The organism is Streptomyces scopuliridis (genome assembly GCF_042790125.1).
In the GTDB taxonomy this organism is placed as follows: Bacteria; Actinomycetota; Actinomycetes; order Streptomycetales; family Streptomycetaceae; genus Streptomyces; species Streptomyces scopuliridis_A.
Map to the genome: position 1 here is coordinate 43,261 of NZ_JBHTZS010000006.1, position 22,932 is coordinate 66,192.

Consider the following 22,932-nt stretch of genomic DNA (forward strand, 5'->3'; position numbering starts at 1 on the left):
CGTGCCACAGGACGACCCGTCCGAGACCATCATGGCCGCCCTCGCGCACGGGATGACCGGCCACCCTGAGAAGGCCAGCCCGCTCTTCGAGCCGTTCATCACCGGCGGCCCGGCCAGCGCCATGGGCCTCTGTGCAGCACTGGCCGAGATGTCCGCCATCACCCCCCGCAAGACGCTGCCCAAGGGCGACGCGTTCGGCCTCCTCGTCCTGGACGCCACCACCGGAAAGCCGGGCGACATCGCCGTCCTGCCGCCCGGCATCCGGTTCGCCGCCCAGTTCTCCACCGCGTGGGCCAACAACGAGCGGGACACCGCGCACGCCCTGTTCAACGCACTCGTCCGGCCGGGCGACGAGCAGGCAGCCGAGGCGCTGGCCGACGGCATCCGGGCCCTGTTCGACATGGCTGTCGTGTCCCTCAACGAGATGACCGGCCGCACCTCCTGACCCACGACGCCCCACCGTCCGGGGCGGCCGGCCCCGAGCCCCGCCCCGGACGAGACACCGCACCACCCCGCACCCGTGAAGGAAGACGCACATGCCCTGGGTCCGCCTGGACGACAGATTCCCCTCGCACCGGAAGGTCGCGTTGCTGTCGGATCGCGCGTTCCGGCTATACGTCTCCGCCCTCTGCTGGTCCTCCGAAAACCTCACCGAAGGCAAGCTCACCGACCGCGAATTGACACTTGTGGCACGCGTACGCGACATGAAAAAGACGGCCAGGGAACTTGAAGATGCTCGGCTGTGGGACCGGGTTGAAGACGGCTGGATGATTCACGACTTCCTTGAGTACAACCCCGACCGCGCAAAGGTGAAAGCCGACCGCGAAGCCAACGCAGCACGTCAGCAGGCATACCGAGAGCGGAAGAAGGCCGAGCAGGACGCAAAGCGGAACGCCGACAAGATCGAAAGTAACGGCGTTACTAACGCATCACGTAACGCGTCGCGTAACGGGGGGAGTAACGACACCCCGTCCCCATCCCCGTCCCGTCCGGTTCCTCCTACGGAGGAACCTCCTCCCCCTCCCCCCTCCACGAACACCCCCGGCACCGCCGTGGCCGAGCCCTCCGGAAGAGGAGAAGTCCAACCCCTCATCGAGGCCATGGCCGCCCGCGGCATGAACATCTCCTGGACCTTCCAAGCCACCGAATGGCTCGAACTCCGCGATGCCGTACGCCGCGTCGGCGTACCCGCCCTCGTCGACCACGCCGCCCGCGCCTGGACCGCCGCGAAGACCACCCCCTACAGCGCCCGCTACTTCCTCACCGGCTGGACCGGCCTCCAAAACGCGCCCACCTACACCGGCCCCCGCGCCATCACCGGACCGCCATCCGCCACGTCCGACTACCTCGCCGACATGGCCCGCATCGCCGCCGAACTCCGCGCCGCCGAAGACGCCGCAGAGAGGAACGCCCAGTGAAACCCTCCGAGTTGCCGCAACTCCTCGCCCAGGTCGCGCTTGCCGACCCCCGCGTCCGCCGCGCTGATGAGATGGAACGCCGCGCCCAGATCCACATGTGGGCCGGCATCCTCGCCGAAGTCCCGTACGACTACGCCATCACCGCCATCCAGACCCACTACGCCAAGTCGACGTGGCCGATCCTCCCCGCGGACATCGCCACACAGTGGGCCGCCACCGTCCGCGACCGCATGAACCGCGACGTCGACCCCGCCCCGCCAGTCGACCCCGACAACGAAGCCGCCTACCGGGCCGCGCTCGCCGCCCACCGCCGCGCCGTCATCACCGGCCAGAAACCACCCGTCGAGCACGAGGCGCTCACCTCCGGGCCGGCAGCCGCCGAAGTCGAACAGCGCATGGCCGAACTCGGAACGTACATGCCCCCATCCGTCGCTGAAGCCCTGCGCATCCTGCGGCCGGCACGTGCGGAGCGGGAGCGGAACATCCGCGCCGGTCTCCCTGATGCCCTTGCTGTCGCCTGCCCGGTCGAGACCTGCCGCGCCTACGCCGGCCGCCCCTGCACCCGCCCCGGCCGCAACGGCACCCGCCACACCCTCACCACCGGTGCACACCCCTCCCGCACCGAGGCCGCCACCACCGCGATGAAACCCGTACCAGCCGACACCTGGCCGACAACGAACGGAAACGCCGCATGACCACCCGCCCCTGCCGCATCACCGGATGCCCCCGCACCGCCGCACCCCGCTACCTCATGTGCCACACCCACCGCTGCCGCCAATGGCGCTTCGGCAACCCCCACCAGACACACGCGACCCCTGACCCCATAGCCATCGACACCGCCGTACGCGACCGCAGACCCCCCGCCGGAATGACCCCCAAAGAACGCGCCGCAGCCGGCGTCCAGCTCACCAGCCTTGGACTCTCTGCCGCGGAGATCGCCCGGATCTTCGCCGTCACCTCCCGCACCGTCACTCGCTGGCGAGCCGCCGCGCGGGCTACGCAGAACGTCGCCTGACCTACGCCCCACCTACACAGAACGTTAGCCAACCTAAAGGATCACCATGGACCAGCCCGAGCCCGAGACCCGCTGCAACGTGACCTTCGTAGACGGCGATCAGTGCGCCCGACCGGCCGGACACGCCGATGGCCTGCACATGCCTCTGGAGACGTGGCAGACACATGAGCGGCGTGTCCGTTGGGAGGCAGCTGCCCGCACCGCCAAACGGCCCGTCGACCGTGCTGCTCTCCGCGCCTACATGGCCGTGGCGGACGAGGAGCAGCAGGAGATGGCCAACGCGGCAGTCAGATTCACTGCCGCCATCCGCCAAGAGAACGCCCGTTTGCGTGCCGAGTTGGATCAGGCCCGCGCCATCACGCTCACCCGGGCCGCCGACCGGATCGACGCCATGGACCTCCCGCAGGACCACGTCGACATGTTCGACAACGGCGCCCGGTGGGCAACCGCCGAGCTCCGCAGCATGGCCCGCACCGTCGAGCAGCCGGGCCCGGTGTCCACGGACGGGGCGCAGCAGCAGTGACGACCCAACAATCCCCCGACCCAACCCAGGTCGCCGTGCACGAGCCGACCACTCAAGTCACTCAGTACCGGATCAACTGCCTTCCCGAAGACGGCATCGACAGCGACCTCTTCGGGATCACCGTCGAATACCGGGGCAAGAGCCGATGGGCCGTCGTCCTCCGGAGCTCGTACCTCGGCGCCGACGGCACATGGTCCTGGGGCCACGACTGGCCGGGCGAGCCCACCAGCGACCAGTACGAGGCATACGAGGCGAGTCGTCAGCGGTGGCTGGAGGAGCATCGGTTCGACGAGGAGACCGCGCTGCGCCTCGCGAGGGAGGCCGCGCCGCACGTCACGGTCAACGGGTTCACAGTGGCGGACGCGATGGCCATGCGGCAGAGACGTGCTGGGGAGCAGCAGTGATCGACACGGTGCTTTTCGTGGTCCTGGTCATCGTCACCGCCGGCCTCCCGCTGGCGCATTGGGCGCACCCGCCGTGGCGCTGACGCCGCGACGGGCCCATGGACCCGGGTGTACGCCCTTCAGGCGCCCCGCGAGCCCCGCAGCGCACGGGTTTCCCACCCCAGCCCCCACTAGGCCAGTAGATAGCCACACAGGACTTCCATGGAACGGACACCTCATGACCACACAAACCCCGAAGGAGACCCACGTGTCGTACCCCAACCTGCGGAGCCCGAGCGAGATGCTCACCGCCGCCAAGGAGCGCCTGCAGATTCCGGACATCGTCTGCATCTGCGGCAGCACGAGGTTCATGGCGGAGATGGCCGAGGCAGACCTGCGCGAGACTGCGGCCGGCCGGATCGTCGTCCGGCCCGGCGTCAACATGAAGCAGCCGCACAAACTGTGGGCCGACCCGGCCGGCGCCGAGGCGCTGAAGGTCATGCTCGACGACCTGCACCGGGCGAAGATCCGCATGGCCGATGAGGTCCTGGTCGTCGGGGACTACATCGGCACCTCCACCACGGCGGAGATCCGGTACGCGCGGGCGCTCGGTATCCCGGTCCGGTTCACGCATCCCGAGGTCGACCCGGCGGTGACCCGATGACCACACCCGCCGACGAACTCCGCGCCGCTGCCCACAAACTGCGCGCGTTCGCCACCACCGCGACACCAGGCCCCTGGACCCAGACAGGCATCGGCGACTACGGCTGGACGGTCTCCAGCCCGACGGCCGGCCTTGTCGACACCGAGGACAGCGACCAGGGCCGCGCCGACGCCGACTACATCGCCGCGATGGACCCGGCGCTCGGTCTGCCCCTTGCCGACTGGCTGGACAGCGCGGCAGAGGACGCCGAGCAGGTCGGTCCTGACCGCCACGCCCTCGCCGTGGCCCGGCAGATCAACGGCACCCAGTGACCGCCGCCCGCTGGATCGGCGCCGGCATCCCCCTGCTGCTCCTCGCCGCCGCGGCCGCGCTCGCCGCGATGCTCCACGCCGAACACCGGCACACCCGCCGGCGCGCCGCCCGAACCGCGGAGCAGCACGCCCGGCTGGTGGGAGCCCGGCCACCTGTACCGCCATCACCCCGACTGCATGAAGGAGACCGACCATGCCTGATCTGCCCGCCCGCCTCGAAGCCGCTCTCACTGAGCGGTTCACCGAACTCGGCAACCCCTACTCGCGGATGAGCCGCCATGAGAAGGGCCCCGACGGTTGGCCCGCCGCGCATCCGGTAGGCCCCCGCCATGTCGCCGAGGTGCTGCGGGAACTGCTCGCCGCCGAGGCGCAGCAGCCGGAACCCTGGCTCAGTGACTCGGCCCGCATCGGGAGGGCCCTGATCTGGTCGTGGAGCGAGGTCGGCAAGGGCGCGTTCGGTGAGGGCTACCGGGCGGCGCAGGCCGAGGTGCGCGCGCTCCTCACAGGCGAGCGTGGAGACGCTGAGGAGTCGCCGTCCGCGTCTGTTGTCCTGGCCGCGCCCGAGACGGAGGCCGGCCATGCCTGACCCCGTCGACGTCGCCTCGCTCACCGCGTCCGCCGTCGCCCTGCTCGCCGCCGCCTGGTGCGCCCGCGACACCGCCCGTCACCGGCGCCGCGCCGAGGGCGCCGTCGCCCGCATACGCGCCCTCGCCGAACGGTGGCGCTACACCAGCGACCGCAAGGAGGGACCGCTACGCGAACTCCTCGCCTCGCTCGACCCGTTCGTTGAGCAGCCGGACGATCCGTTCAGCCACGCGGCCCAGCAGAGCACCGGCCGTGCGGGCGGCCTCGACATCCCGTCATCGCCCGTCACTACATCCGATGGCCAGCCCTCCACCAAGGAGTGAAATGCCCGACCAGCCCGCCAGCATCACCTACTTCATCCAGTCCCGCCCCGCGCCCAGCCAACCCTGGCGGAAGCCGGCCGGCGTCCTGGTCGGGTGGGACACCAAAGCTGAGGCCCTAAAGAAGCTTGCCTATCGACGCGAGATGCAGCCGAACTGGGAGCACCGGCTGATGGAGCGGATCACCACGATCACTGAGCAGCCGACCGACGAAAACTGACCCGCCGCAGACCACACCCTGCCACCCTGAAACAGACCACCGAAGGGGGAACCACCCATGTCCCAGAAGACCGACCCCGACCACTACGGCGACTGCCCCGTCAACACCAGCGACGGACCCTCGTGGGCCCCGACGAAATGTCGGTGCGACGCGATCAACGCCGAGGCCGACGCCTACTACGCCGAGCCCCGCAACATGGGCGCGCTCGAAGAGGGGGCCGCGACCACCCCGCGGTGGTGAGCCGCTGAACGACGCCGGGACGCGAATATACGAATCCCAATTCGGCTGGCACAGCCGTGCGCTCTGCCCCAGCACCAGCAGCCAGGGCAGAGCGCACCTTCCTACTGTCAGCAGGAGCTGGTCCTAAGGGCCCTCCACGTGTTCGTTCCCACCAGACCGTCAACGGTAAGACCGGCACAGGACTGGAGCCAGCGGACGCCTCGCTCCGTGGCGGGACCGAAGTCGCCGTCCGGTGTGACCGAGACGGGGTACCCGCTGTACCAGTTCAGCAGGCACTGGATTTCGTACACACGGGGGCCGGAGTTGCCTCGTTGAGTCAGGGCCGTCCCGCTGTAGTAACCGCAGGAGTCGGCCGGCACTACAGCGGCGGCCGCGGCGGGGCTCGCGCTGGCAACTGACGCCGTCCCCAGCATGCTGCTCACCACCAACGCGCCAGCGCCAGCGAAAAGAGCAATCCCTCTGATTGCGTAGCTCACGGTTCCCCCTCATGAGAAGCGAGCGAAGACCAAATGGTGTTCGCAGCCGATCGAGAGGGAACCTATACACGCGACGGAAAAGTTTCGACTAAGCATGCGAAAGTGGCCGAAAAGCCATCCCCATCCCGAGCGACGCCCGTCCCCCAAGCATCTGCGGGGGCGGGCGTTCGCCCGTCTGCGCCGCGCATTTCATCGCATCCGCGTCACCGTGAGCAGCGCATGCCGCCCCGTCCCCACCAACACCTCCACCACCACACTCGCCTCCACCGCCGTGTACCGCTCATCCCCAACCGTGGCCGGCCCCAACTCACTCACCCCAGCCAGCACCGCGCCGATACGCGCAGCGACCACCGGATCCAGACGACTCGTCATCCGCACCTCACCCTCCAGCGCGAGGACCAGCCCCCGCGGCCGGGACCTCGACCCCACATAACCGACCACCGTCGCATCCCGCGTATCCGCATGCCTCACCTTGAACCAGCCCCGCCGGCCGCCCGGATACGCGCCATCCCCGCGCTTCGCCACGACACCCTCGATTCCCTGCTCGCGGAGCCCCTCGTACCAGGCGATCGCCACATCACGATCGTCCGTAGCGGGCACGGCCTGGATCGGCGGACCGATCTCCGACAGCACCCCGAGCAGCAGACCGCGGCGCTCCACGTACGGCCGACCGCGCACGTCACCCAGTGACGGATGGGACAGGAGATCCCACACGGCGTATGCCGCGGGCAGCTGGTGGCTGAGCAGCAGAGCGCGGGCCGGCGCCGACGCGGCGCGGGACTGAGCCGCCGAAAAGTCGATGCGATGGCCGGTCCAGATAACTGCCTCACCATCGAGGACCGCGCCAGGCAGCAGCTGCTCACCGGCACGCGCGAGGTCTCTCCACCACGGGGTCACGACCCGGCCCGAGCGGGCGTACAAGACCGCGGCCTCCGCGGTGCGAGCCATGATCGTGCGGTGTCCGTCGAATTTGGGCTCGTACCACCAGCCCTCACCGGCGGGCAGCGTCGGTACGGCCTTGGCGAGCGCGACGTCGACAGGAAGTTCCACACCTCCAGCGTGCGACCGCCCGGTCAGTCCAGCACACCCAGGTCCGTGTCCGGCCGGCAGAGCTGGCACGGCCGGATCCCGTGCACGGTGAGCGCCTCCACCGCCTGCTCGCGGGTGAGGGCCTGGAGTTTTCCGCGGGCCATGGAACAGGTCCCTGCATGAATGGCGATGGGCTCGCGGCGGGCGCTGATGCCGCGCTCGGCCACCCATGCTGGCGGCTCCGCGCGTGGCCGACGGGCTGCGACTTCCGCGAGGCGCCCCTCCTCGTCCGCGATCCACCGTTCCGTGCGCTCCAGTTGTTCGAGCTGGACGCGCTTCAGGAAGTAGAGGGCCTCCAACCGGGCCGATGGTTTATCGATCACACGTTCGAGTCTAGATGGGGCGACACGCGCCGCGTCATCCACCCGTCGACCGCCCCCGTCGGCTACCGTGATCGTCACGACGCGGGTACGAATCCCGCCGCCAGCGATGGCGCAGTCGAGCAGACAACACGAAAGCCCCCATCCTGAGCGACCCGGGTGGGGGCCTTGGCCATACGGTCTACCCGGGCGTCACCCTCACCGCGCTTCAACACGCCCCAGGCTGACACTCGCGAGCATCCCCGACAGTGTTCATCGAGTGCGCGTCTTCACGGCGCTAGTCGATGCTCTCTTCTTCGCGCTGGTTTCCTTTTTCACGGCCGTCTCAGCCGAGAATCCCGCAGCCTCCAGAACCGACATCGCAGCGAAAATGCTTTCACATTGACTGCGCAGAAGTTTCACGGTTGGCAACTTTTGCGCAGCAGGCGGCAGGGGGGCGATCGAACAGTCATAAATCCTTCGTGCCTGCCTGTAGAGAGAACGCATCCTCTCACTGGCGTACATCGTTGACTTGTCCGGATCAACGGTCACTGAATACATACCGTGGTGATAAACCCAGCACTTCTTCTCAGCCTTGCATTTCTTGTCCTTGATCCAGCCCTTCCCGTACTCAAACTGCCCCCGGGTATTGCTGCCCATGGCCTCATCCGTTGCGAGACCCGGCTCGCCGGCCGCTTCCACTCGATTCCAAAGATCCTCCCCGCTATCGTGCGCAGCCTGACGACGCCTGGTTGCCATGACTATTCGCCTTCTTCATCCTCCAACAGGCGCGCGAGCGCCTTGTCCATATCGGTCTTGCCTGTTGTGACCGCAGATTCACACCAGTCGAGGAAGGAGCGCGCCTTGGCGATATTGTCCAGCACGGCTTCCTTGGCCTCTTCTGTGTAATCCTGGGAGTGGATCTGCGGAATGGTCTTCTGGAGTGAGACGAAGAATGCTGCGAAACTACCCAGTAGTCTGAGGATCTCGATGGGGCCTTCGTCGTAAGAGACCTTCGGAGCTTCCTCTTCCAGCTCTTCCTCGCCCTCGATGCTTTCCGCCAGCTCTTGGTCAATCTCGGCCGCTTCGTCCACCTGCTGCCAGTGCTCATACTGCGCCTGGCGCATCAGATGCCGGGTCCGTTGGTCGGAGGCCGCGCGACTGCGGACGTCCGGCCGGGCCAGGATCTCTCTCACTGCTTCGGCGGCATCGCTTTCGCTGCGCAGAAGTTCACGGGTCTTCGCTAGTCGCTCCTCAGCGTTCGTGGGCGTGTGTGGCTTCCGGTCGTGGTCAGCCGCCCGTAGCGCCTCGTTCACCGTCCAGTGCCGCTCGCCGGTAAATGGATCGACCGGGTCCTTGCGGATCTTGACATAGCGGCTTCGCGTGTACGCCAGCGCTGCGTGAACCGTGAAGCAAACATCCGAGCGCCGCTTATCCTTCGGCCACTGGCGGGCGACGTCGTAGTACGTGCGGAGTGTGGCCGGCGCCAGGCCGATCTCGTGCGCGAACAGTTCGATAACCTCGCCTACTTCACCGTTCCCCCGGCGACGCCCCTGGAGCATCTCGATCATGAGATCTCCGAGGTCGAACTGGATAGCCGACATCTTCTTCACCAGCGTGCGGCCACGCCGCACGAAGCGGTCCCACTCCTGCTTTCCGAATGAGGCCGGAATGGTTGACGTAGTCACGAGCCACCTTCTCCCCTGGCTAGGAGCCGCGACGTGCTACGCCGCCCCGTACGCCAGTTCTTGGCACTGGTCAGGTATGTACTTCCGCCCCCAAAGCGGATCAAACGACACTTTTACTGCATTTTAACTCTCCGGCTCGGGGGGGGCGCTTCTGAGCAGTGGAGGCATGCCGGCGTTCTCGCCGGAATCAGTGGCGCACGACAAGCGCAGAACGGAGGGCCCACCGCATTAGTGCTGGGGTGGGCCCTCTGTCGTGCGCTCGCTATGACTCCGGCTGCTCGCCACCGTCGTTACGCCGGGGCCACCGCGCCGACTCGTCGCGCAGCACCCGATACGACACGGCGAAGCGATCCGCGCTCATCCGCGTCTGATTGACCTCCACGACCAGGTCACCCACCCGCGACACACGCGTCACAACCAGCACCGGCAGACCACCCCCTATGCGGAGGCGCTGCTGCTCGGTGTCATTGGCCGGCCGCGCGCCTATCGTCTCGCCCCATTCGATCGGCGCGCCGAGGTGCTCCTCGATCCGGTCATAGATCCCGCCCGGCCCGGTCTGTGCAGCGCCCAGGACCGGCAGCTCGCTCACCAGCCGTATTGGAAGGTAGGACGTAGCGAGTTGGTGCGGATGATCCGCCTTAGGTGGACCGACGGCGCGGTCGCGGATCATCACGTGCTCACCGTGCGGCACGCTGAGCAAGTCGGCGACATCCTCCGGAGGGACCCCAATTTCTTGGGTCGCAGGGCCGACTCCGCGCCAGTCCTGTGCGTTGCGGTCGAAGAAGTAGCCGATCTCGTCTCGGTACGCGTAGCGGTCCCTGACGATTGTGGGCTCGGGTGGCACCGGGCGGATAAAGGTGCCGCGGCGCCCTTCGCTGTACAGGAGCCCCTCCGCCACCAGGTGCTTGACCGCTCGGTGGGCGGTGTCCCGGGCCACGCCATACCGCTCGCGCAGCCTGTCGATGCCGGGGATTGGCCGCTCCATCGGCCACAGCCCAGCTTCGACGTCACGGCGGATCTTCGCAGCGACGTCCCTGTACGTGCCGGCCATGGCGTCCTCTCGGGTCATCTACCCTCCTATCCTATACAGAGCACTCCTAGATGGGATAGCGTGCGTGCTGTCGCCACGACACGCGGCCCTGATCTGGTCTTGCACACCAGATCAGGGCCTATGTGAGACCGCCCATGCCTCAGGAGATCCACATATGGCCACGAACCCTATCCTGCACAGTGCTCATCTACCGGGTACAGACAGCTCTGCCCCCGACATGGACGAAGCGCTGCGCCGCACCGGTCAGGACCGCGATACCCGCGCCCTGCTGCTCGCCATCGCCGAGCGCATGACTGCGGTCCGACCCGATGAGCCCATGACCGGGTCGCGTCGACTCGCCCTTGCTCTGCGATACACCTCGGAAGCCCACGGGTTCACTGCGGACGCCGAGGCCGCCGAGCGCGAGTTGCTCCGCTACATGCCGACCGTTGACCAGCCGATCAGCCGCGGTGAGTACGCACTGCGCCTCCGCGCTGCTGCCCGGGGGGCGTGATGGATTCCGCGACCCTCGACGTGATTCTGACAGCGACCGCCGACCGGCTCACCGTCATGAACCCGGCCACCGCCATCAGCGTGGGCGCCCTCCACTCCGAGGTGCAGCTCAGCGTCTGGGACTGGCACGGGATCTACAACGACGCTGCGGTCGGCCGCGACATCACCGACACGCTCGCCGCCGTCGCAGACCTGCCGCTCACCGGATCCCGCGGCGCCTACGCGGAGCGTCTGCGTGAGCAGCTCGGGGCGGTGACCCGCTGATGGGCAAGCCCAAGGGCGTCAGCGACAAGGACGCCGCCGACGCGTACAAGCGGGGCCAGGACGCCGCCCGCGCCGAAGCCGAACGCCGCCGCGCTGCTGCCAAGGCGGACGCGGACGCGCGCGCTGCCGACAGCAACGCAACAGGCGCCCAATGAACGGCCCGTGGCACTACGCCGAAGCCGAGCGCCTTCTGGAACTCGCGGGACATCTCGACGGGGACGCCGCCGAGATCTACGCCGAGGCTCAGGTCCACGCCACGCTCGCACTGGCCGCAGCGACGGCCGAGCAGCCCAGCACGGCCCCGAAGGGATCCGCCCTGCGACGTGCATGGGCGCGCCTCTTCGGCCCGTACCCGAAAGGCCCTTACGTCACCGACCGGGCCCGCTGACCCACCTGACCGGCCGGGTCGCGCGTGCCACACCAACCGCGCGGCCCGGCCCCCTACTCGGGAGCCGAACCGTGAACGCCCGCCCCACGCTGACGACCGTTCAACGACGCCTCATCTACACCGTCACCGCCGGCGGCGTCCTCCTCGCCGGAATCGGCTTCGTCGGCTCCTACGGCGCCGTCCGCAAACTCGCCGAGGCCAAGGGCTTCGGCAGCTTCGCGCTGGCGTTCCCCATCGGTATCGACGCAGGCATCATCGTCCTGCTCGCCCTCGACCTCCTGCTCACCTGGGTCCGCATGCCGTACCCACTGCTACGTCAGGTGGCCTGGCTCCTCACCGCGGCGACGATCGCGTTCAACGCCGCCGCGGCATGGCCCGACCCGCTCGGTGTGGGCATGCACGCGGTGATCCCGGTCCTGTTCGTGGTCGTCACCGAGGCCGCGCGCCACGCAACCGGCCGGATCGCGGACATCACCGCCGACAGGCACATGGAGCCTGTACGGCTGATCCGCTGGATCCTCGCCCCGCTGGCCACCTTCAAGCTCTGGCGGCGGATGAAGCTGTGGGAGCTGCGCTCGTACGAGGACGTCATCGCACTCGAACAGGAACGGCTGATCTACCGGGCACGGTTGCAGATGCGGTACGGCCGGACGTGGCGGTGGAGTGCACCCGTAGAGATGCGGATGCCACTGCGGCTGACCCGCTACGGGCGCGCACTCGCCCCGCTCACGGATGCGCCCGGTGCGCCCGCATCCGTCGGCGCCGCGGCCCCGGATGCGGATGCGGAGTTCGACCGAGTGGTGGCCGACGCAACCGCACTCGCAGGACCGACCACGGATACGCCCGCACTCACGCCGCATCCGAATGCGCTCGCACTCGCCGCACCAGGTGCGCATCCGGCCCCAGATGCACCGCACCTGGACAGCGCGCTCGTCCTCGACCTCAAACCCATGCTGCCCGCAATCCACCAGGTCACCGCAGATGCGCACTCGGCAACACCCCCCTCACCCGCACCCGCTCGGCCGAGTGCGACCGCATCCGACGCCGACTTGATCGAACAGGCACGCGCACTCGCCGCCATCGGGCCACTCTCCCTACGCCGGATGCAGCGCGAACTCGGCATCGGCCAGGCCCGAGCCACCCGCATCCGCAACGCACTCGACCGCGAGGCCAGCTGATGCACGCCGCGTTCGCCGCACTCGCATCCGCATCCATGGTCGCCGCCTACTGCGCACTCGACCGGATGCGTCCCGAGCACTCCACCGCACTCGCCATCGCACTCGGCTTCATCGCCGGATGCGCACTCGTCACCGCACTCGCCTGAGGACCTCATGTCTGACAAGCCGATCACCCCGACCCGGGTCATCCCGGCCGGCGCGCCTCTGCCCGACCGGCCGCCGGAGCCCGACGACATTCCGCCCTGGCGACAACCACCACCCCCGCCGCCCGCACCGCCGGCCCCGCCCGCCGTACCCGCACCGCCCCCGCCGGACCCCGGGCCGATCGAGGTGTACGTCACCTTCCTTCCCGCGCCCCTCCCGCCCGAGCCGACCCGCTGGGAACGCCTGCGGGCATGGCTGCGGACGTTCGCCACACCCCTCCAGGCCACCGCGGGCCTGGTCCTCGCCGTCGCGCCGATCCTGCCCCGCGGCTACTCCTGCGCCGGGACCTGGTACTACACCGTCGGCCAGGCCCGTGAGTTCGGCACCGGCTGGGGCTACGCCATCGGCGGAGGCGCCCTCTTCCTCGCCGGATACGCCCTGGTCAGGAAGCGCGAACAGCGCCGCGACGGCCACGGGAGCAGCTTCCTGCGGGTGTTCTTCCTCGCCACCACTTTTGTCGGCGCGTTCGGCGCCATCGACCCCTTTGACGCCGTCACGATCCTGACCGGAGTAACCCGCCGATGACCACCAGCCTCACCCTCACCGGACTCGCGATCTCCGCCGCGATCTTCTGGTTCAACTTTCGCCACTGGTGGAAAGGCAGCCGCGAGCCCAGGGCACTGATCCCCTTCGGCTCCGGCTTCGCCCTCGGCGCCGTCGCCACCATCTGCACCGGCGGCCTCCTCGGATGGCTCGCCGGATGCTCCGCCGGCGTAGCCAACAGCGCTGGAGAGAAGGGCGTTCAGGCAGTTACCGGAACTGCGGGCAGCGGCGCCCTCACCCGAGGCGACCTCGGACAGCTCACCCCAGAGGGCGCGGTGATCGTGTTCCTGCTGACCGTCGGCGTCGTCCTCGCGTGGAAGGCCGCGGGCAAGCAGGACAAGAAGCGCATGGCCGGCGGCGGCTTCTGCGGCGCGACTCTCTGTGTGACCGCAGGTGTGGCGAGCCTTCTGAACTGGCTGCCCGGCTCCTTGAACACGGCGGGCGAGCAGCTGCGCGCGGCCGTTGAGGGAGCGGGGATCCTGTGACACGGCTCCAGACCCTGGCGCGCCGCCTGTGGGACGGCTCCAGCATCCAGGCACGGCGCCTGGCCGACGCGGTCACCGCGTGGATCCGGAAGGGCCGCCGGGACGACCTGAACGGTGTGGCCGCCGTCCTCGGCTGCATACTCCGCGCCCTGCTCGTCCTGGCCGGCCTCTGGCTACTCTGGCGGGTCATCCGGGCCATGCCCGCGCTGCTGTGGCTGATCGTCCCCGTGTGGTGCTGGAAAGCAGTCCGCGCCACACCCCCGAGTAGTGAGGCCCCGGCGGCCGAACCGGACCTCCCCGAGGACGACGCGGAGGACCACCTCCGGGCCATGCTGTCCGACCTCATCGGCGACCGTCCCGGAGTGCACCTCTCCACCGTCCTAGAGCACCTCCAGAAACAGGGCCAAGGAGAGGGCTGGACGGTGGCAGATGTGCGGGCCCGGTTGGAGGCGCTCGGGGTGCCCGTCCGGCGGTCCGTGAAGGTGGCCCGCCGGGTGGCGTACGGGGTCCATCGGGACGATCTCGTAGCCCCTTCCCCGGAGGCCGTTGAGGAGCAGGCCGCGTAGGCCGTCTACCACCGGGTCTACCTGCGGTTCTACCACTCATCTACCCCAGATCTACGGCGGATCTACCGCCGTTCTACCCCACCTGAGAGAGGCACACATGGCCAGCAGCAGACACTTCCGCGCGGACCAGCCCAAGAAAGAAATCCGACAGGAGATCACGGCCGACATCGCCGCATCGCGGCGCAGCCAGCGCGACCTTCAGGCCGCCGGGCAGCACGGCCTTGCCGAAACCATGCGCGAGGCCACGGACGAGCACCTGGACGAGCTGGCCGATCTCGGCGCCGGCCGCTGGCGTCCGAAGCACGCCTGACGGCCAGTTCCCCCGGGGCGGCCGACAGCTGCCAGGCATCCCGGCCGCCCCGGTCCCTATCCCGATCAAGAGACAGGACCGCCATCGTGGCACGCACCGAGAAACCAAGTAGCACCACCTCGACCAGTTCCCGTAACTACCTCCGGCCGCGCGGTCAGGAAACCACCCCCACCCCCGGCGCCGGCCGAACCGACGGACGGCTGCGCCGCGGTGACGAGATGCTCCCAAAACCTCCCCGCTGACTGCCGGAGAAGGGATGATAACGACATGAGCCCGTACCCGAGCCGCGACCGCGCCCTGCGCCAGATTGCGCGGCACCGTGCCCCTGATCCTCTTACGCCCGAGCAGCTGCGGATGGCCCAGGGTGCGAGGAAGGCTCTGGCTCTCGCGGGTGCCGCCACGCGTCCGCTGATGGACGCGGTGCGCCCGGTGCAGATCAGCCTCGGACTTGAGGCTACGTCGTGCGGCGTGCACTCCTCCGTGCTCCGCGCGGCCCGGTACCGGGCTGGCATGCGCGTCTGACCACTGCCCGTCCCACGCCGTACGCTGGCGTTATCCGGTCCGCGTATCTGGCTTCCGCGCCGCACGGGCCGAGCCCCACCGTCACCCCCGTCGGTGGGGCTCACCCATACCCGCCCGTAGCCGCTCACCGCTGCGCCACCATGGGGCCATGACCAACACGCCCACCACCATGGTCGAGCTGCACGGCGGCCCCCTGGACGGCGAGCACGCCCCCGTCGACCCCACGGACCCGGACCCCTGGACCGCGATCATCAGCGACGGCTGCACCCACCCCGGCGGCCGCTCCCTCTACGCACCCGACGAGGCCGGCGTCTGGCGATGGGTCAGAGACATCCCCTGGGAAGCCATGTAATCGACGACGCCCACCGCCCCACGGCCTACAGCGCGGGCTGACACTGAGCCAACAGGTCACGAACCCGTCACCCACCAGACACGCCACCTGCACATCCGCCACGATGTCCCCTCATCCACAAGTCCTTGGGGGGACCATGCACACCCGCACAAGAATCCGCGCCGCCATGGCGGCCACCGCAGCCGCCGCACTCCTTCCCCTCACCGCGGCATGCAGCAGCGGCGCGCAGGGCACCGCAGAACGGGACGTGGCGCCGCAGCAGTCGGCGACGGAAGAAGCGCCGGCCGAAGAGCCGGTCGAGGAGAAGGCACCGGACACAGAGTTGATGGTCGGCGACGGCTTCCGTTACAAGGACGGCGTTCTGCTCACGGTCACCGGGATCAGCAAGCTGACGGCCGCTGATTTCGGGGAGTTTGACCTCAAGCCCGGCGCCGACAAGACCGGGTTTCGTGTCCTGTTGGACGTGACGAACGATTCGAAGAAGCCGTTGGACCTGGACACGTGGGGGGTCAGCGCGCAGGGCGCGACTACGGGCGGTCAGACCGAGTTCGTGTCTACGGAGAAGGGGTCGAAGCAGATGACGGGTCGCCTCGCGCCGGGCAAGAAGGGCAGTTTCACCTTCGAGTACGCGCTCGCCAAGAAGGACGGGGCAGAGGTTGTGTTCACCATGACCCGCGTGGACGCCAGTGTCGACCTTCTCGCTGAGGATCCGCACTGGACCGGCACCATCAAGTAGATGTCCGCGCACGTTAGCTGAACGAGTTGAGAAGGGGCCCGCCATGATGCGGGCCCCTTCTTGCGTGCCCGGGTAGCCCGCCCTGGACGGTCACTACAGATGTAGTGAATTAGAACGTGTTTCAGTTATGCTCGGCTCAGGACTGGCCGAAAAGAGGGGGGGCACGCATGGCTCAGCCGCTATCCGCCTCAGCAGTGCTGACAGCGCTCCGCGCCGAAGGCGTACGCGTCGTCGAGGTCGGCTCGTGGCGCACCCACAACCGCAACTCGAAGGGCGCGTGGGGCCCGCTGAACGGCTCGATCGTCCACCACACCGTCACCCGAGGCACGGACGCCACCGTCCGGATCGTCCGCGACGGATACGCCGCGCTCCCCGGCCCGCTCTGCCACGGAATGATCGCCAAGGACGGCACGGTGCACATGGTCGGTTGGGGGCGGGCCAACCATGCCGGCGGCGGGGACCCGCGCGTGCTGGAGCAGGTCATCGCCGAGTCCTACGGGGCCCGGCCAACCTCGCCGACCAAGGGCAACAGCAACGGCACCGATGGCAACAGGCACTTCTATGGCTGGGAGTGCGAGAACCTCGGCGACGGCAAGGACCCCTGGCCGGCCGCCCAGTACGACGCGATCGTCCGCGTCCAGGCCGCCCTGTGCCGCGCGCACAAGTGGTCGGCGAAGTCCGTTATCGGGCACCTGGAGTGGAGTTCCGACAAGGTCGACCCCCGCGGCTTCACGATGGCGCAGCTCCGCGCCGACGTCGCCGAGCGGCTCAAACATCCCGCCAGTTGGTCGCCCGGGACCACCACGCCAGCCCCCAAGCCGCCCATCGAGGAGGACTCCATGGCAGGCATCACCAAAACTGACATTTTCAACGCCGTTTGGGGAACCGACGCCATCGCGGCTCCCGCCGACGCCCCCGACATCAAGACCAACCCCACATGGCAGGCACAGTCCCTCCTCAAGGACGTAGTCGCCCGCGTCCGCGCCCTCCAGAAAGCCGAGGCCGCACAGACCGCCGCCATCACGACGCTGGCCGGTCTCGTCGGCAAGGGCGTCGACACTGCGGCCGTCGTCGCCGCTGTGCAGAAGGCGATCGCGGACGCGGTCGTCAAGGTCGACATCGACGTCACCGGTACGTCCGGTTCCTGACTCACAGATACGGATCTCCCCATGTCTCTCAGCGGTTTCCCCAGTACTGACACGGTGTACAAGACGGCGAAGACGTACGGCCGTGACCTTCTGGAGCGCGTTCTCTCGACGTTCCTCCAGGCGTTCATAGCGGGCGTTGTCGTCACCCAGCCCCTCAACGGCTCCATGTGGTACGCCGCGCTCACGGGCGGCATCGGTGCAGCGCTAGCCCTTGTCAAGGGCCTGATCGCCCGCGTCCGCGACGTCACCAACAGCGCGTCCCTCGCCAAGGGCGTGTAATGGTCACGCCCGCCCCGGACCCCACCGCGCCCACCGTGTACGAACTGATCCGCACCCAGGGCCTCCAGCTCAACCAACTGGCACAGGCCGTGTCCGCTCTGGAAGCGAAACTCGTGACGCAGGAGCAGCGGGCCACGGATCAGCAGCTGATCGGGCAGCGGATCGAGCGTGTCGAAACGGACGTCAAATCGGAGCGTGAGCGGGGCCTGACGAACCGGCGGATCGCGTGGACGTCGTTCGGCGCTCCTCTCGTCGTCGCCTTCCTTCTGTGGGCTGTAGGCGCGCTCTCTCTGGGCACCGGCGGCGGGGCGTAGGGAGGCCATCGTGAGCGAACTGGACCCGTGGGTACGCCAGAGCAACGAGTCCGATCCGGCGTACGAGGCGTTCACCGTGTACCGGGACATGGGCTCCTCCCGCTCGCTGGCCGCGTCCGCCGAGACGATCGGCAAATCGGTGGTGCTCCTCAAGCAGTGGTCGGCCCGGCACGGCTGGGTGGAACGCTGCCGCTCCTACGACCAGCACCTCATCGGCGTGCGCACCGAGTCCTACGCGGTGATGGTCCGCAAGACCACACAGCAGCAGTCTTTGCTCACGGACAAGCTGTTCGACCGCCTCAACGAGTCCCTGGACCAACTGCCCCCAGGTAACGACCCCAGCATTCGATGGACCCAGGCGTTCTCCGCAGCATGCAAGGCCCGCACCACGCTCCTTGACTACAACAAGCCCGAATCCCCCAAGCACACGGAACTCTCCGACAAGATCGCCGCGATCATCGACAAGCTCGGGGGAGGCGAGTGACCATGTCGTTGCTCCCCACCCGCGAAGAGATCGCCGCCTGGCCCGTACAGGCCCAAGCCCTGCTCCTCGCCCGCCTGGAACAGATCGAGCAGGACCACGACGCAGGCAAAGTTCCGTGGCTGTGTGACCGCGAGAACTGCGACGGCATGCCACACCCCGGCCGCCAAGGCCGGCACGCCCGCGCTCCACAGCGCGCGCCTGCGGGCGACGGCTGGGATGTGTGGCTGCTCCTCGCTGGCCGAGGCTTCGGAAAGACCCGCACGGGCGCCGAGTGGTCCATCGACATGGCCCGGCATTACGAGCGCGGCGCTCTTGTAGGGCCGACCGCAGCAGACACCCGGGACATCCTCGTTGAAGGGGAGTCGGGCATCCTGGCGTGCGCCCCTGCGACGTTCCGCCCCGTGTACGAGCCGTCGAAGCGCCGCGTTGTCTACCCCAACGGGGCGATCCAGACGGTCTACAGCGCCGACGAGCCGGACCGGCTCCGTGGTCCGCAGCACCACTACGGATGGTTTGACGAGCTTGCCGCCTGGCGCCGGTTGCAAGCGTGCTGGGACATGGCGCAGCTCGGCATGCGCCTCGGCGACCACCCCCGCATCTGCATCACGACTACGCCCCGCCCGCTCCCCGTGATCAAGATGCTGATCAAGGACCCCATGACCCACCTGGTCAAGGGCAGCACCTACGACAACTTGCACAATTTGGCGCCGACTTTCCGGCGTGCGGTCGTCTCCAAGTATGAGGGGACGACCTTGGGAAGGCAGGAACTGGACGCTGAGGTCCTCGACGACATGCCGGGCGCGCTCGTTGCCCGCTCGATCATCGAGGCCAACCGCGTGCACGAGGCCCCGGAGCTGATGCTGACCGTCGTCGGCATGGACCCCGCAGGCACCGGCCAGGGCGACGAGACCGGCCTCGTCGCCGCAGGGCGCGGTACAGACGGGCACGACTACATCCTGGCCGACGTCTCCCGCCGCATGACCCCGCGTGACGCCTCGCACCGCGCGTGGGCTCTGTGGGAAGAGGTCGACGCTGACTTCCTCGTCGTCGAGGACAACGGCGGCAAGGACTGGATCGGCACGGTGTTGAAGGACGCGTGGCGGGAGATCTACGGCGACGACGCCGGCGTTCCCCCGATCCGCCGCGTCAACGCTTCCCGCGGCAAGCAGCTCCGGGCGCAGCCGGTGGCGATGAGGTACGAGCAGGGCCGGGTGCATCACGTGGGTGTCCACGCGGAGTTGGAGGACCAGCTCACCTCGTGGATCCCGGAAGAGGACCCAAACAACAGCCCTGACCACATCGACGCCATGGTCCACGCCGTCGCCCTGCTGATGAAGCGCGATCGGACGCGGATGGTTCTTGCTTCACCCCACGCCGCGCCGCAGGGCAGGCCCGCATAGAGATGACGACGACTATGGACACCTTGACGCTCGTGCTCGCCGCGCTGGCCACCGCCCGGCTCACTCGCCTGATCACCGCCGACCGGATCACGGAAGCCCCCCGCAACTGGATCATCCGGCAGCTGCCGCGCGAATCGCTGCTCTCGTACCTGCTGGTGTGCGCCTGGTGCTCGTCCGTGTACGTGGGCGCGGGTATGGGCGCCGCCTGGTGGGCGTGGGGTGACGCCCGGTGGTTCGCCGCCGGGTGCGCCGCGCTGGCGTTCAGCTACGCCACCGGCTGGCTCAGCGGCCGAGAGGGCGGTGAGTGATGCCCCTGCTCAAGCGCCGCAAGGGCGCAGAGGAACGCGGCACAAGGCCGCGGGTGGTCCTCGCCGCCGCAGTTCCTGTTACCGGTTCGGATGCCCGCGAGGCGTGGACCGCCCGACAGGGAGACACCGCCTGGCAGCGGGACGCCTGGTACCACTACGACGCATGCGGCGAACTCCGCTCGGCCGTCACCTGGATCGCCAACGCAGTGTCCCGCGCCGAGCTGTACGCGGCCGAGGTCGACCCGGCGACCGGCATGCCGACCGGGCCGACCGACAACGCGCAGGCGCAGGCCGCCGTCGCCCGCGCGCTCGGCGGCGCGGCCATGCGCGCGCAGCTCCAGTACACGATGGCCGTCAACTGGCAGGTGCCAGGCGAGGTGTTCGTCCTCGTCCGGCCCGGGACCACCACGCGCCGCGGAGAGACCGCGCCCGACGAGTGGGTGGCTCTATCAGGCACGGAGGTCGACTACAGCGGCGCCCGCTGGACGTACAAGGACCCCATGACGGGCGTCAAGAGGGACCTCGCCCCTGGCGACCTGCTGATGCGCGTGTGGTCCCCGCACCCGCGGATCCAGTACCACGCGGACAGCGCGGTCCGGCCGGCACTGCCTGTGCTGCGGGAGATTGAGAAGGCGTCGCAGAACATCGCCGCCCGCCTCGACAGCAGACTCGCGGGCAACGGGTTGCTGTTCCTCCCAGAAGAGATCGATTTCCCCGAGCAGGAATCGGGCGCCACTGGCGCGGCTGGCTTCATGGAGTACGTGTCGGGTATCGCTTCCCGCTCTCTCCAGAACCCGGGCACTGCTGCTGCGCAGGTGCCCGTTATGGCGCAGATCCCGGCCGAAATGATCGACCCGATCAAGCACATCGATCTGGCTACGGCCTTCGACGCGGCGGTGGTCGCGCTGCGCGCCGACGGTATCCGACGGCTCGCTGAGTCGCTCGATATGCCGAACGAGGTGGCGACCGGGTCCACGGCCGACGCGAATCACTGGGGCGCGTGGCAGGTAGAAGAGTCCACCTACAAGATCTACATCGAGCCTCTTCTCGACCGCATTGGAGACGCGCTCACCACGCACTGGTACCGGCCGACCCTGAAGCAGATGGGCGTCGCCGACCCGGACAAGTACAGGCTCGCCTGGAACACGTCCGAGATCGTCCAGCGGCCGAACCGCACAGAAGACCTCAAGTGGCTCTGGGACAACGAACTCATCAGCGACGACGCCATGCGCGCCGAAGTCGGCGTCGGCGAGGACGACATCCCCGACGAGGAGCAGGTACAACTGCGGCGCCTCGCCAGGGCCATCGTCGCGGCTCCGTCGCTGGCCGACGATCCACAGGTCGCGCAGCGGCTGTTCGGGTTCGAGATCGCCCGCACGCCCGCAGTCCCTCAGCTTGAGGGCGGGAAGCCTCCACCGGTGGACGCCCCGCCGGCGCGGGATCAGCGCGCGCTGCCCGCGACGCAGAACGACGAACCTCCGGCGCTCGCCGCCGCAGCTGCTACGACACTTCCCGATGGCCTGGTGGCCGCCGCCGAACTGGTCGTGTTCGACGCTCTGTCCCGCGCGGGCGGGCGCCTCCTGAAGGCCCCACTCCGGGGGCAGTTCGGGCACGTCCCGAAGCATGAGTTGTACTTGCAGATTCCCTTCGACACCGACCGCAGCGAGCGCACGCGGCTGACTGAGGGGTCCTTCCAGTTCGCCGCCCATGTGGCTGAGGCGTTCGGTCTGGACTCGGAGCGCTTCGAGAGCCGAGTCCGTGAGTACGTCGACAACCGGCTCCAGTGGGTCGAGCGGCACGAGCGCGCCGATCTGTTGAGGTACCTACGGTGAGTACCCCGCCGGAGGACGAGCACCTGCCCGCGCGGCTGCGTGCGCAGGCCATCATCCGCGACGGCGAGCAGCGGATCGGCCGTGCCTGGTTCCGGTCCCTGTCGCGGTTCCTGGACCGCGTACGGCCCGCCGCTGCACCGCCGGACGGGCCGCTCGACCCCAACAGGGTGAGCGACAGCTCGCAGTTCTGGACCGACGAGGTCAACGTCCAGGTGGTGCCGGAGATCTCCAACGTGCTGCGCCGTACGTGGCGCCGCGTCACCAGCGCCGGAGACCCGGTCACCGATCCGTACGTGGCGGACTACCTGAACGACGCGGGCAACCGTCTCCGACGCGTGCCAGACGAGGTGTACGCCCGGATCGTGGTGGAGATCGAACGCGGGATCCGTGAGGGCCGGCCGATCCCGGATGTGACGGCTGAGGTGCAGCGGATCCTCACGGCGTCGGGGTCGGAGCTGTGGCCGAATCGGGCGCGAGTGGTGGCTCGCACGGAGGTCATGGGCGCGGTCAACGCTGGCGTTTTCCGCAGCGCGCAGCTGGACGCAGAGGCGCGTGGAGATATGGCGCCGATGAAGGTGTGGCTGGCGACGGAGGACCAGCGGACGCGGCCGTCTCACCGCGCGGCCGACGGGCAGCGCACGCTGCTGGGCTCGCCGTTCGAGGTAGGCGGCGCGCAGCTTCTGTTCCCGGGTGACCCCCGCGGCCCGGCGCAGGAGGTTATTCAGTGCCGGTGCACGCTGCTGCCCGTGGTGCTCGGGGAGTCGCTTGATTGGACCGACAGACAGAATCCGAGAGGCTGACTATGTCTGACTTTGCCCGCCCGTTCCGACTTCACACGGCCGAGG

The 22,932-nt window shown here is 68.6% G+C and carries 38 protein-coding genes and 1 pseudogene; 33 read left to right on the forward strand and 6 right to left on the reverse strand.

Features of this window, described 5'->3' with window-relative positions; translation table 11 throughout:
* Position 1 precedes the first annotated feature (1 nt).
* The 12 genes from ACFRKB_RS11250 to ACFRKB_RS11305 all read left to right on the forward strand — a co-directional run bounded on the left by ACFRKB_RS11250 (position 2) and on the right by ACFRKB_RS11305 (position 5,679).
* Positions 2-445, forward strand: a complete 444-nt coding sequence (locus tag ACFRKB_RS11250; RefSeq protein WP_383105203.1) for a hypothetical protein — start codon at positions 2-4, stop codon at positions 443-445.
* A 91-nt stretch (positions 446-536) separates the two neighbouring features.
* Positions 537-1,418 (forward strand): hypothetical protein, encoded by an 882-nt coding sequence (locus tag ACFRKB_RS11255; protein WP_383105205.1) that lies wholly within the window; start codon positions 537-539, stop codon positions 1,416-1,418.
* The gene (locus ACFRKB_RS11260) at positions 1,415-2,113 is read left to right on the forward strand and encodes a zinc finger domain-containing protein (protein ID WP_383105206.1); all 699 of its coding nucleotides are present in this window, start codon (positions 1,415-1,417) and stop codon (positions 2,111-2,113) included. Before ACFRKB_RS11255 ends, ACFRKB_RS11260 begins: the two co-directional genes overlap by 4 nt.
* On the forward strand, positions 2,110-2,433 hold the full coding sequence (locus ACFRKB_RS11265) for a hypothetical protein (RefSeq protein ID WP_383105208.1): 324 nt from the start codon (positions 2,110-2,112) through the stop codon (positions 2,431-2,433). Before ACFRKB_RS11260 ends, ACFRKB_RS11265 begins: the two co-directional genes overlap by 4 nt.
* Positions 2,434-2,479: 46 nt before the next feature.
* Positions 2,480-2,956, forward strand: a complete 477-nt coding sequence (locus tag ACFRKB_RS11270) for a hypothetical protein (protein WP_383105210.1) — start codon at positions 2,480-2,482, stop codon at positions 2,954-2,956.
* A 35-nt stretch (positions 2,957-2,991) separates the two neighbouring features.
* A complete protein-coding gene (locus tag ACFRKB_RS11275; protein WP_383105212.1) occupies positions 2,992-3,360 on the forward strand; it encodes a hypothetical protein in 369 nt (122 codons plus the stop codon).
* Positions 3,361-3,640: 280 nt separating this feature from the next.
* A complete protein-coding gene (locus ACFRKB_RS11280) occupies positions 3,641-4,003 on the forward strand; it encodes a hypothetical protein (RefSeq protein WP_383105661.1) in 363 nt (120 codons plus the stop codon).
* The gene (locus tag ACFRKB_RS11285) at positions 4,000-4,314 is read left to right on the forward strand and encodes a hypothetical protein (protein WP_383105213.1); all 315 of its coding nucleotides are present in this window, start codon (positions 4,000-4,002) and stop codon (positions 4,312-4,314) included. Before ACFRKB_RS11280 ends, ACFRKB_RS11285 begins: the two co-directional genes overlap by 4 nt.
* A 193-nt stretch (positions 4,315-4,507) precedes the next feature.
* Positions 4,508-4,900, forward strand: a complete 393-nt coding sequence (locus tag ACFRKB_RS11290; RefSeq protein WP_383105214.1) for a hypothetical protein — start codon at positions 4,508-4,510, stop codon at positions 4,898-4,900.
* Positions 4,893-5,222 carry a hypothetical protein gene (locus ACFRKB_RS11295; protein WP_383105216.1) on the forward strand — a complete coding sequence of 110 codons (330 nt, stop codon included), beginning with the start codon at positions 4,893-4,895 and terminating at the stop codon, positions 5,220-5,222. Before ACFRKB_RS11290 ends, ACFRKB_RS11295 begins: the two co-directional genes overlap by 8 nt.
* A gap of 1 nt (position 5,223) precedes the next feature.
* A complete protein-coding gene (locus ACFRKB_RS11300; protein WP_383105217.1) occupies positions 5,224-5,439 on the forward strand; it encodes a hypothetical protein in 216 nt (71 codons plus the stop codon).
* A gap of 57 nt (positions 5,440-5,496) precedes the next feature.
* Positions 5,497-5,679: a hypothetical protein gene (locus ACFRKB_RS11305; protein ID WP_383105219.1), complete on the forward strand. Its 183-nt coding sequence runs from the start codon at positions 5,497-5,499 to the stop codon at positions 5,677-5,679.
* A gap of 107 nt (positions 5,680-5,786) precedes the next feature.
* On the opposite strand, the gene ACFRKB_RS11310 is transcribed toward ACFRKB_RS11305, so the two are convergent.
* From ACFRKB_RS11310 to ACFRKB_RS11335, 6 genes are all read right to left on the reverse strand, one after another.
* A complete protein-coding gene (locus ACFRKB_RS11310; protein WP_383105663.1) occupies positions 5,787-6,092 on the reverse strand; it encodes a peptidoglycan-binding domain-containing protein in 306 nt (101 codons plus the stop codon).
* 252 nt (positions 6,093-6,344) lie between these two features.
* The gene (locus ACFRKB_RS11315; protein ID WP_383105220.1) at positions 6,345-7,205 is read right to left on the reverse strand and encodes an ATP-dependent DNA ligase; all 861 of its coding nucleotides are present in this window, start codon (positions 7,203-7,205) and stop codon (positions 6,345-6,347) included.
* A 23-nt stretch (positions 7,206-7,228) separates the two neighbouring features.
* Positions 7,229-7,567 carry a DUF6233 domain-containing protein gene (locus ACFRKB_RS11320; RefSeq protein WP_383105221.1) on the reverse strand — a complete coding sequence of 113 codons (339 nt, stop codon included), beginning with the start codon at positions 7,565-7,567 and terminating at the stop codon, positions 7,229-7,231.
* Positions 7,568-7,816: 249 nt separating this feature from the next.
* Complete coding sequence (locus ACFRKB_RS11325; protein WP_383105223.1) at positions 7,817-8,302, reverse strand: hypothetical protein; 486 nt, start codon at positions 8,300-8,302, stop codon at positions 7,817-7,819.
* A 2-nt stretch (positions 8,303-8,304) separates the two neighbouring features.
* Positions 8,305-9,231 (reverse strand): DUF6192 family protein, encoded by a 927-nt coding sequence (locus tag ACFRKB_RS11330; protein ID WP_383105225.1) that lies wholly within the window; start codon positions 9,229-9,231, stop codon positions 8,305-8,307.
* 262 nt (positions 9,232-9,493) lie between these two features.
* Positions 9,494-10,300 (reverse strand): GntR family transcriptional regulator, encoded by an 807-nt coding sequence (locus ACFRKB_RS11335; RefSeq protein ID WP_383105226.1) that lies wholly within the window; start codon positions 10,298-10,300, stop codon positions 9,494-9,496.
* Between the two features lie 199 nt (positions 10,301-10,499).
* Here ACFRKB_RS11335 and ACFRKB_RS11340 point away from each other — a divergent pair, with 199 nt between their 5' ends.
* The 21 genes and pseudogenes from ACFRKB_RS11340 (at position 10,500) to ACFRKB_RS11440 (ending at position 22,887) form a co-directional block, all read left to right on the forward strand.
* Positions 10,500-10,775 (forward strand): hypothetical protein, encoded by a 276-nt coding sequence (locus ACFRKB_RS11340; protein WP_383105228.1) that lies wholly within the window; start codon positions 10,500-10,502, stop codon positions 10,773-10,775.
* A complete protein-coding gene (locus tag ACFRKB_RS11345; RefSeq protein WP_383105229.1) occupies positions 10,775-11,038 on the forward strand; it encodes a hypothetical protein in 264 nt (87 codons plus the stop codon). The genes ACFRKB_RS11340 and ACFRKB_RS11345 overlap by 1 nt, the downstream gene beginning before the upstream one ends.
* Positions 11,038-11,193, forward strand: a complete 156-nt coding sequence (locus tag ACFRKB_RS11350) for a hypothetical protein (protein WP_383105231.1) — start codon at positions 11,038-11,040, stop codon at positions 11,191-11,193. Before ACFRKB_RS11345 ends, ACFRKB_RS11350 begins: the two co-directional genes overlap by 1 nt.
* A complete protein-coding gene (locus tag ACFRKB_RS11355; RefSeq protein ID WP_383105232.1) occupies positions 11,190-11,426 on the forward strand; it encodes a hypothetical protein in 237 nt (78 codons plus the stop codon). The genes ACFRKB_RS11350 and ACFRKB_RS11355 overlap by 4 nt, the downstream gene beginning before the upstream one ends.
* Before the next feature lie 89 nt (positions 11,427-11,515).
* A pseudogene (locus ACFRKB_RS38935) lies at positions 11,516-12,149 on the forward strand (DUF2637 domain-containing protein); the annotation flags it as partial.
* A gap of 454 nt (positions 12,150-12,603) precedes the next feature.
* Complete coding sequence (locus ACFRKB_RS11365; RefSeq protein WP_383105235.1) at positions 12,604-12,750, forward strand: hypothetical protein; 147 nt, start codon at positions 12,604-12,606, stop codon at positions 12,748-12,750.
* Between the two features lie 7 nt (positions 12,751-12,757).
* A complete protein-coding gene (locus tag ACFRKB_RS11370; protein WP_383105236.1) occupies positions 12,758-13,333 on the forward strand; it encodes a hypothetical protein in 576 nt (191 codons plus the stop codon).
* Positions 13,330-13,836, forward strand: coding sequence for a hypothetical protein (locus ACFRKB_RS11375; protein ID WP_383105238.1), 507 nt, complete (start codon positions 13,330-13,332; stop codon positions 13,834-13,836). Before ACFRKB_RS11370 ends, ACFRKB_RS11375 begins: the two co-directional genes overlap by 4 nt.
* Entirely contained in the window at positions 13,833-14,402 is a 570-nt protein-coding gene (locus ACFRKB_RS11380; RefSeq protein ID WP_383105240.1) for a hypothetical protein, read from the forward strand. Before ACFRKB_RS11375 ends, ACFRKB_RS11380 begins: the two co-directional genes overlap by 4 nt.
* A 97-nt stretch (positions 14,403-14,499) precedes the next feature.
* Complete coding sequence (locus ACFRKB_RS11385) at positions 14,500-14,712, forward strand: hypothetical protein (protein WP_383105242.1); 213 nt, start codon at positions 14,500-14,502, stop codon at positions 14,710-14,712.
* 267 nt (positions 14,713-14,979) lie between these two features.
* Positions 14,980-15,234, forward strand: coding sequence for a hypothetical protein (locus tag ACFRKB_RS11390; RefSeq protein ID WP_383105243.1), 255 nt, complete (start codon positions 14,980-14,982; stop codon positions 15,232-15,234).
* Positions 15,235-15,382: 148 nt separating this feature from the next.
* Positions 15,383-15,586, forward strand: coding sequence for a hypothetical protein (locus ACFRKB_RS11395; protein WP_383105244.1), 204 nt, complete (start codon positions 15,383-15,385; stop codon positions 15,584-15,586).
* A gap of 166 nt (positions 15,587-15,752) precedes the next feature.
* Positions 15,753-16,322, forward strand: coding sequence for a hypothetical protein (locus ACFRKB_RS11400; protein WP_383105245.1), 570 nt, complete (start codon positions 15,753-15,755; stop codon positions 16,320-16,322).
* Positions 16,323-16,489: 167 nt separating this feature from the next.
* On the forward strand, positions 16,490-17,470 hold the full coding sequence (locus ACFRKB_RS11405; RefSeq protein ID WP_383105246.1) for an N-acetylmuramoyl-L-alanine amidase: 981 nt from the start codon (positions 16,490-16,492) through the stop codon (positions 17,468-17,470).
* A 21-nt stretch (positions 17,471-17,491) separates the two neighbouring features.
* On the forward strand, positions 17,492-17,749 hold the full coding sequence (locus tag ACFRKB_RS11410; protein ID WP_383105248.1) for a hypothetical protein: 258 nt from the start codon (positions 17,492-17,494) through the stop codon (positions 17,747-17,749).
* Complete coding sequence (locus tag ACFRKB_RS11415) at positions 17,749-18,063, forward strand: hypothetical protein (RefSeq protein ID WP_383105249.1); 315 nt, start codon at positions 17,749-17,751, stop codon at positions 18,061-18,063. The genes ACFRKB_RS11410 and ACFRKB_RS11415 overlap by 1 nt, the downstream gene beginning before the upstream one ends.
* A 10-nt stretch (positions 18,064-18,073) precedes the next feature.
* Positions 18,074-18,547 (forward strand): hypothetical protein, encoded by a 474-nt coding sequence (locus ACFRKB_RS11420; protein WP_383105251.1) that lies wholly within the window; start codon positions 18,074-18,076, stop codon positions 18,545-18,547.
* Between the two features lie 2 nt (positions 18,548-18,549).
* Positions 18,550-19,947: a terminase large subunit domain-containing protein gene (locus tag ACFRKB_RS11425; RefSeq protein WP_383105253.1), complete on the forward strand. Its 1,398-nt coding sequence runs from the start codon at positions 18,550-18,552 to the stop codon at positions 19,945-19,947.
* 14 nt (positions 19,948-19,961) lie between these two features.
* A complete protein-coding gene (locus tag ACFRKB_RS11430) occupies positions 19,962-20,255 on the forward strand; it encodes a hypothetical protein (RefSeq protein ID WP_383105255.1) in 294 nt (97 codons plus the stop codon).
* Positions 20,255-22,087 carry a hypothetical protein gene (locus tag ACFRKB_RS11435; RefSeq protein ID WP_383105256.1) on the forward strand — a complete coding sequence of 611 codons (1,833 nt, stop codon included), beginning with the start codon at positions 20,255-20,257 and terminating at the stop codon, positions 22,085-22,087. Before ACFRKB_RS11430 ends, ACFRKB_RS11435 begins: the two co-directional genes overlap by 1 nt.
* On the forward strand, positions 22,084-22,887 hold the full coding sequence (locus ACFRKB_RS11440; RefSeq protein ID WP_383105257.1) for a phage minor head protein: 804 nt from the start codon (positions 22,084-22,086) through the stop codon (positions 22,885-22,887). The genes ACFRKB_RS11435 and ACFRKB_RS11440 overlap by 4 nt, the downstream gene beginning before the upstream one ends.
* The last annotated feature ends 45 nt before the right edge of the window (positions 22,888-22,932 follow it).

Bases quoted from the DNA above. Each gene is read 5' to 3' on its own strand.
- ACFRKB_RS11340 (WP_383105228.1), top strand. From the start codon at position 10,500: ATGGACGAAGCGCTGCGCCGCACCGGTCAGGACCGCGATACCCGCGCC.
- ACFRKB_RS11255 (WP_383105205.1), top strand. From the start codon at position 537: ATGCCCTGGGTCCGCCTGGACGACAGATTCCCCTCGCACCGGAAGGTC.
- ACFRKB_RS11410 (WP_383105248.1), top strand. From the start codon at position 17,492: ATGTCTCTCAGCGGTTTCCCCAGTACTGACACGGTGTACAAGACGGCG.
- ACFRKB_RS11425 (WP_383105253.1), top strand. From the start codon at position 18,550: ATGTCGTTGCTCCCCACCCGCGAAGAGATCGCCGCCTGGCCCGTACAG.
- ACFRKB_RS11265 (WP_383105208.1), top strand. From the start codon at position 2,110: ATGACCACCCGCCCCTGCCGCATCACCGGATGCCCCCGCACCGCCGCA.
- ACFRKB_RS11305 (WP_383105219.1), top strand. From the start codon at position 5,497: ATGTCCCAGAAGACCGACCCCGACCACTACGGCGACTGCCCCGTCAAC.
- ACFRKB_RS11325 (WP_383105223.1), bottom strand. From the start codon at position 8,302: ATGGCAACCAGGCGTCGTCAGGCTGCGCACGATAGCGGGGAGGATCTT.
- ACFRKB_RS11375 (WP_383105238.1), top strand. From the start codon at position 13,330: ATGACCACCAGCCTCACCCTCACCGGACTCGCGATCTCCGCCGCGATC.
- ACFRKB_RS11430 (WP_383105255.1), top strand. From the start codon at position 19,962: ATGGACACCTTGACGCTCGTGCTCGCCGCGCTGGCCACCGCCCGGCTC.
- ACFRKB_RS11300 (WP_383105217.1), top strand. From the start codon at position 5,224: ATGCCCGACCAGCCCGCCAGCATCACCTACTTCATCCAGTCCCGCCCC.
- ACFRKB_RS11415 (WP_383105249.1), top strand. From the start codon at position 17,749: ATGGTCACGCCCGCCCCGGACCCCACCGCGCCCACCGTGTACGAACTG.
- ACFRKB_RS11405 (WP_383105246.1), top strand. From the start codon at position 16,490: ATGGCTCAGCCGCTATCCGCCTCAGCAGTGCTGACAGCGCTCCGCGCC.
- ACFRKB_RS11435 (WP_383105256.1), top strand. From the start codon at position 20,255: ATGCCCCTGCTCAAGCGCCGCAAGGGCGCAGAGGAACGCGGCACAAGG.
- ACFRKB_RS11270 (WP_383105210.1), top strand. From the start codon at position 2,480: ATGGACCAGCCCGAGCCCGAGACCCGCTGCAACGTGACCTTCGTAGAC.
- ACFRKB_RS11350 (WP_383105231.1), top strand. From the start codon at position 11,038: ATGGGCAAGCCCAAGGGCGTCAGCGACAAGGACGCCGCCGACGCGTAC.
- ACFRKB_RS11395 (WP_383105244.1), top strand. From the start codon at position 15,383: ATGACCAACACGCCCACCACCATGGTCGAGCTGCACGGCGGCCCCCTG.
- ACFRKB_RS11345 (WP_383105229.1), top strand. From the start codon at position 10,775: ATGGATTCCGCGACCCTCGACGTGATTCTGACAGCGACCGCCGACCGG.
- ACFRKB_RS11295 (WP_383105216.1), top strand. From the start codon at position 4,893: ATGCCTGACCCCGTCGACGTCGCCTCGCTCACCGCGTCCGCCGTCGCC.
- ACFRKB_RS11310 (WP_383105663.1), bottom strand. From the start codon at position 6,092: ATGCTGGGGACGGCGTCAGTTGCCAGCGCGAGCCCCGCCGCGGCCGCC.
- ACFRKB_RS11385 (WP_383105242.1), top strand. From the start codon at position 14,500: ATGGCCAGCAGCAGACACTTCCGCGCGGACCAGCCCAAGAAAGAAATC.
- ACFRKB_RS11365 (WP_383105235.1), top strand. From the start codon at position 12,604: ATGCACGCCGCGTTCGCCGCACTCGCATCCGCATCCATGGTCGCCGCC.
- ACFRKB_RS11370 (WP_383105236.1), top strand. From the start codon at position 12,758: ATGTCTGACAAGCCGATCACCCCGACCCGGGTCATCCCGGCCGGCGCG.
- ACFRKB_RS11400 (WP_383105245.1), top strand. From the start codon at position 15,753: ATGGCGGCCACCGCAGCCGCCGCACTCCTTCCCCTCACCGCGGCATGC.
- ACFRKB_RS11285 (WP_383105213.1), top strand. From the start codon at position 4,000: ATGACCACACCCGCCGACGAACTCCGCGCCGCTGCCCACAAACTGCGC.
- ACFRKB_RS11390 (WP_383105243.1), top strand. From the start codon at position 14,980: ATGAGCCCGTACCCGAGCCGCGACCGCGCCCTGCGCCAGATTGCGCGG.
- ACFRKB_RS11280 (WP_383105661.1), top strand. From the start codon at position 3,641: ATGCTCACCGCCGCCAAGGAGCGCCTGCAGATTCCGGACATCGTCTGC.
- ACFRKB_RS11355 (WP_383105232.1), top strand. From the start codon at position 11,190: ATGAACGGCCCGTGGCACTACGCCGAAGCCGAGCGCCTTCTGGAACTC.
- ACFRKB_RS11335 (WP_383105226.1), bottom strand. From the start codon at position 10,300: ATGACCCGAGAGGACGCCATGGCCGGCACGTACAGGGACGTCGCTGCG.
- ACFRKB_RS11290 (WP_383105214.1), top strand. From the start codon at position 4,508: ATGCCTGATCTGCCCGCCCGCCTCGAAGCCGCTCTCACTGAGCGGTTC.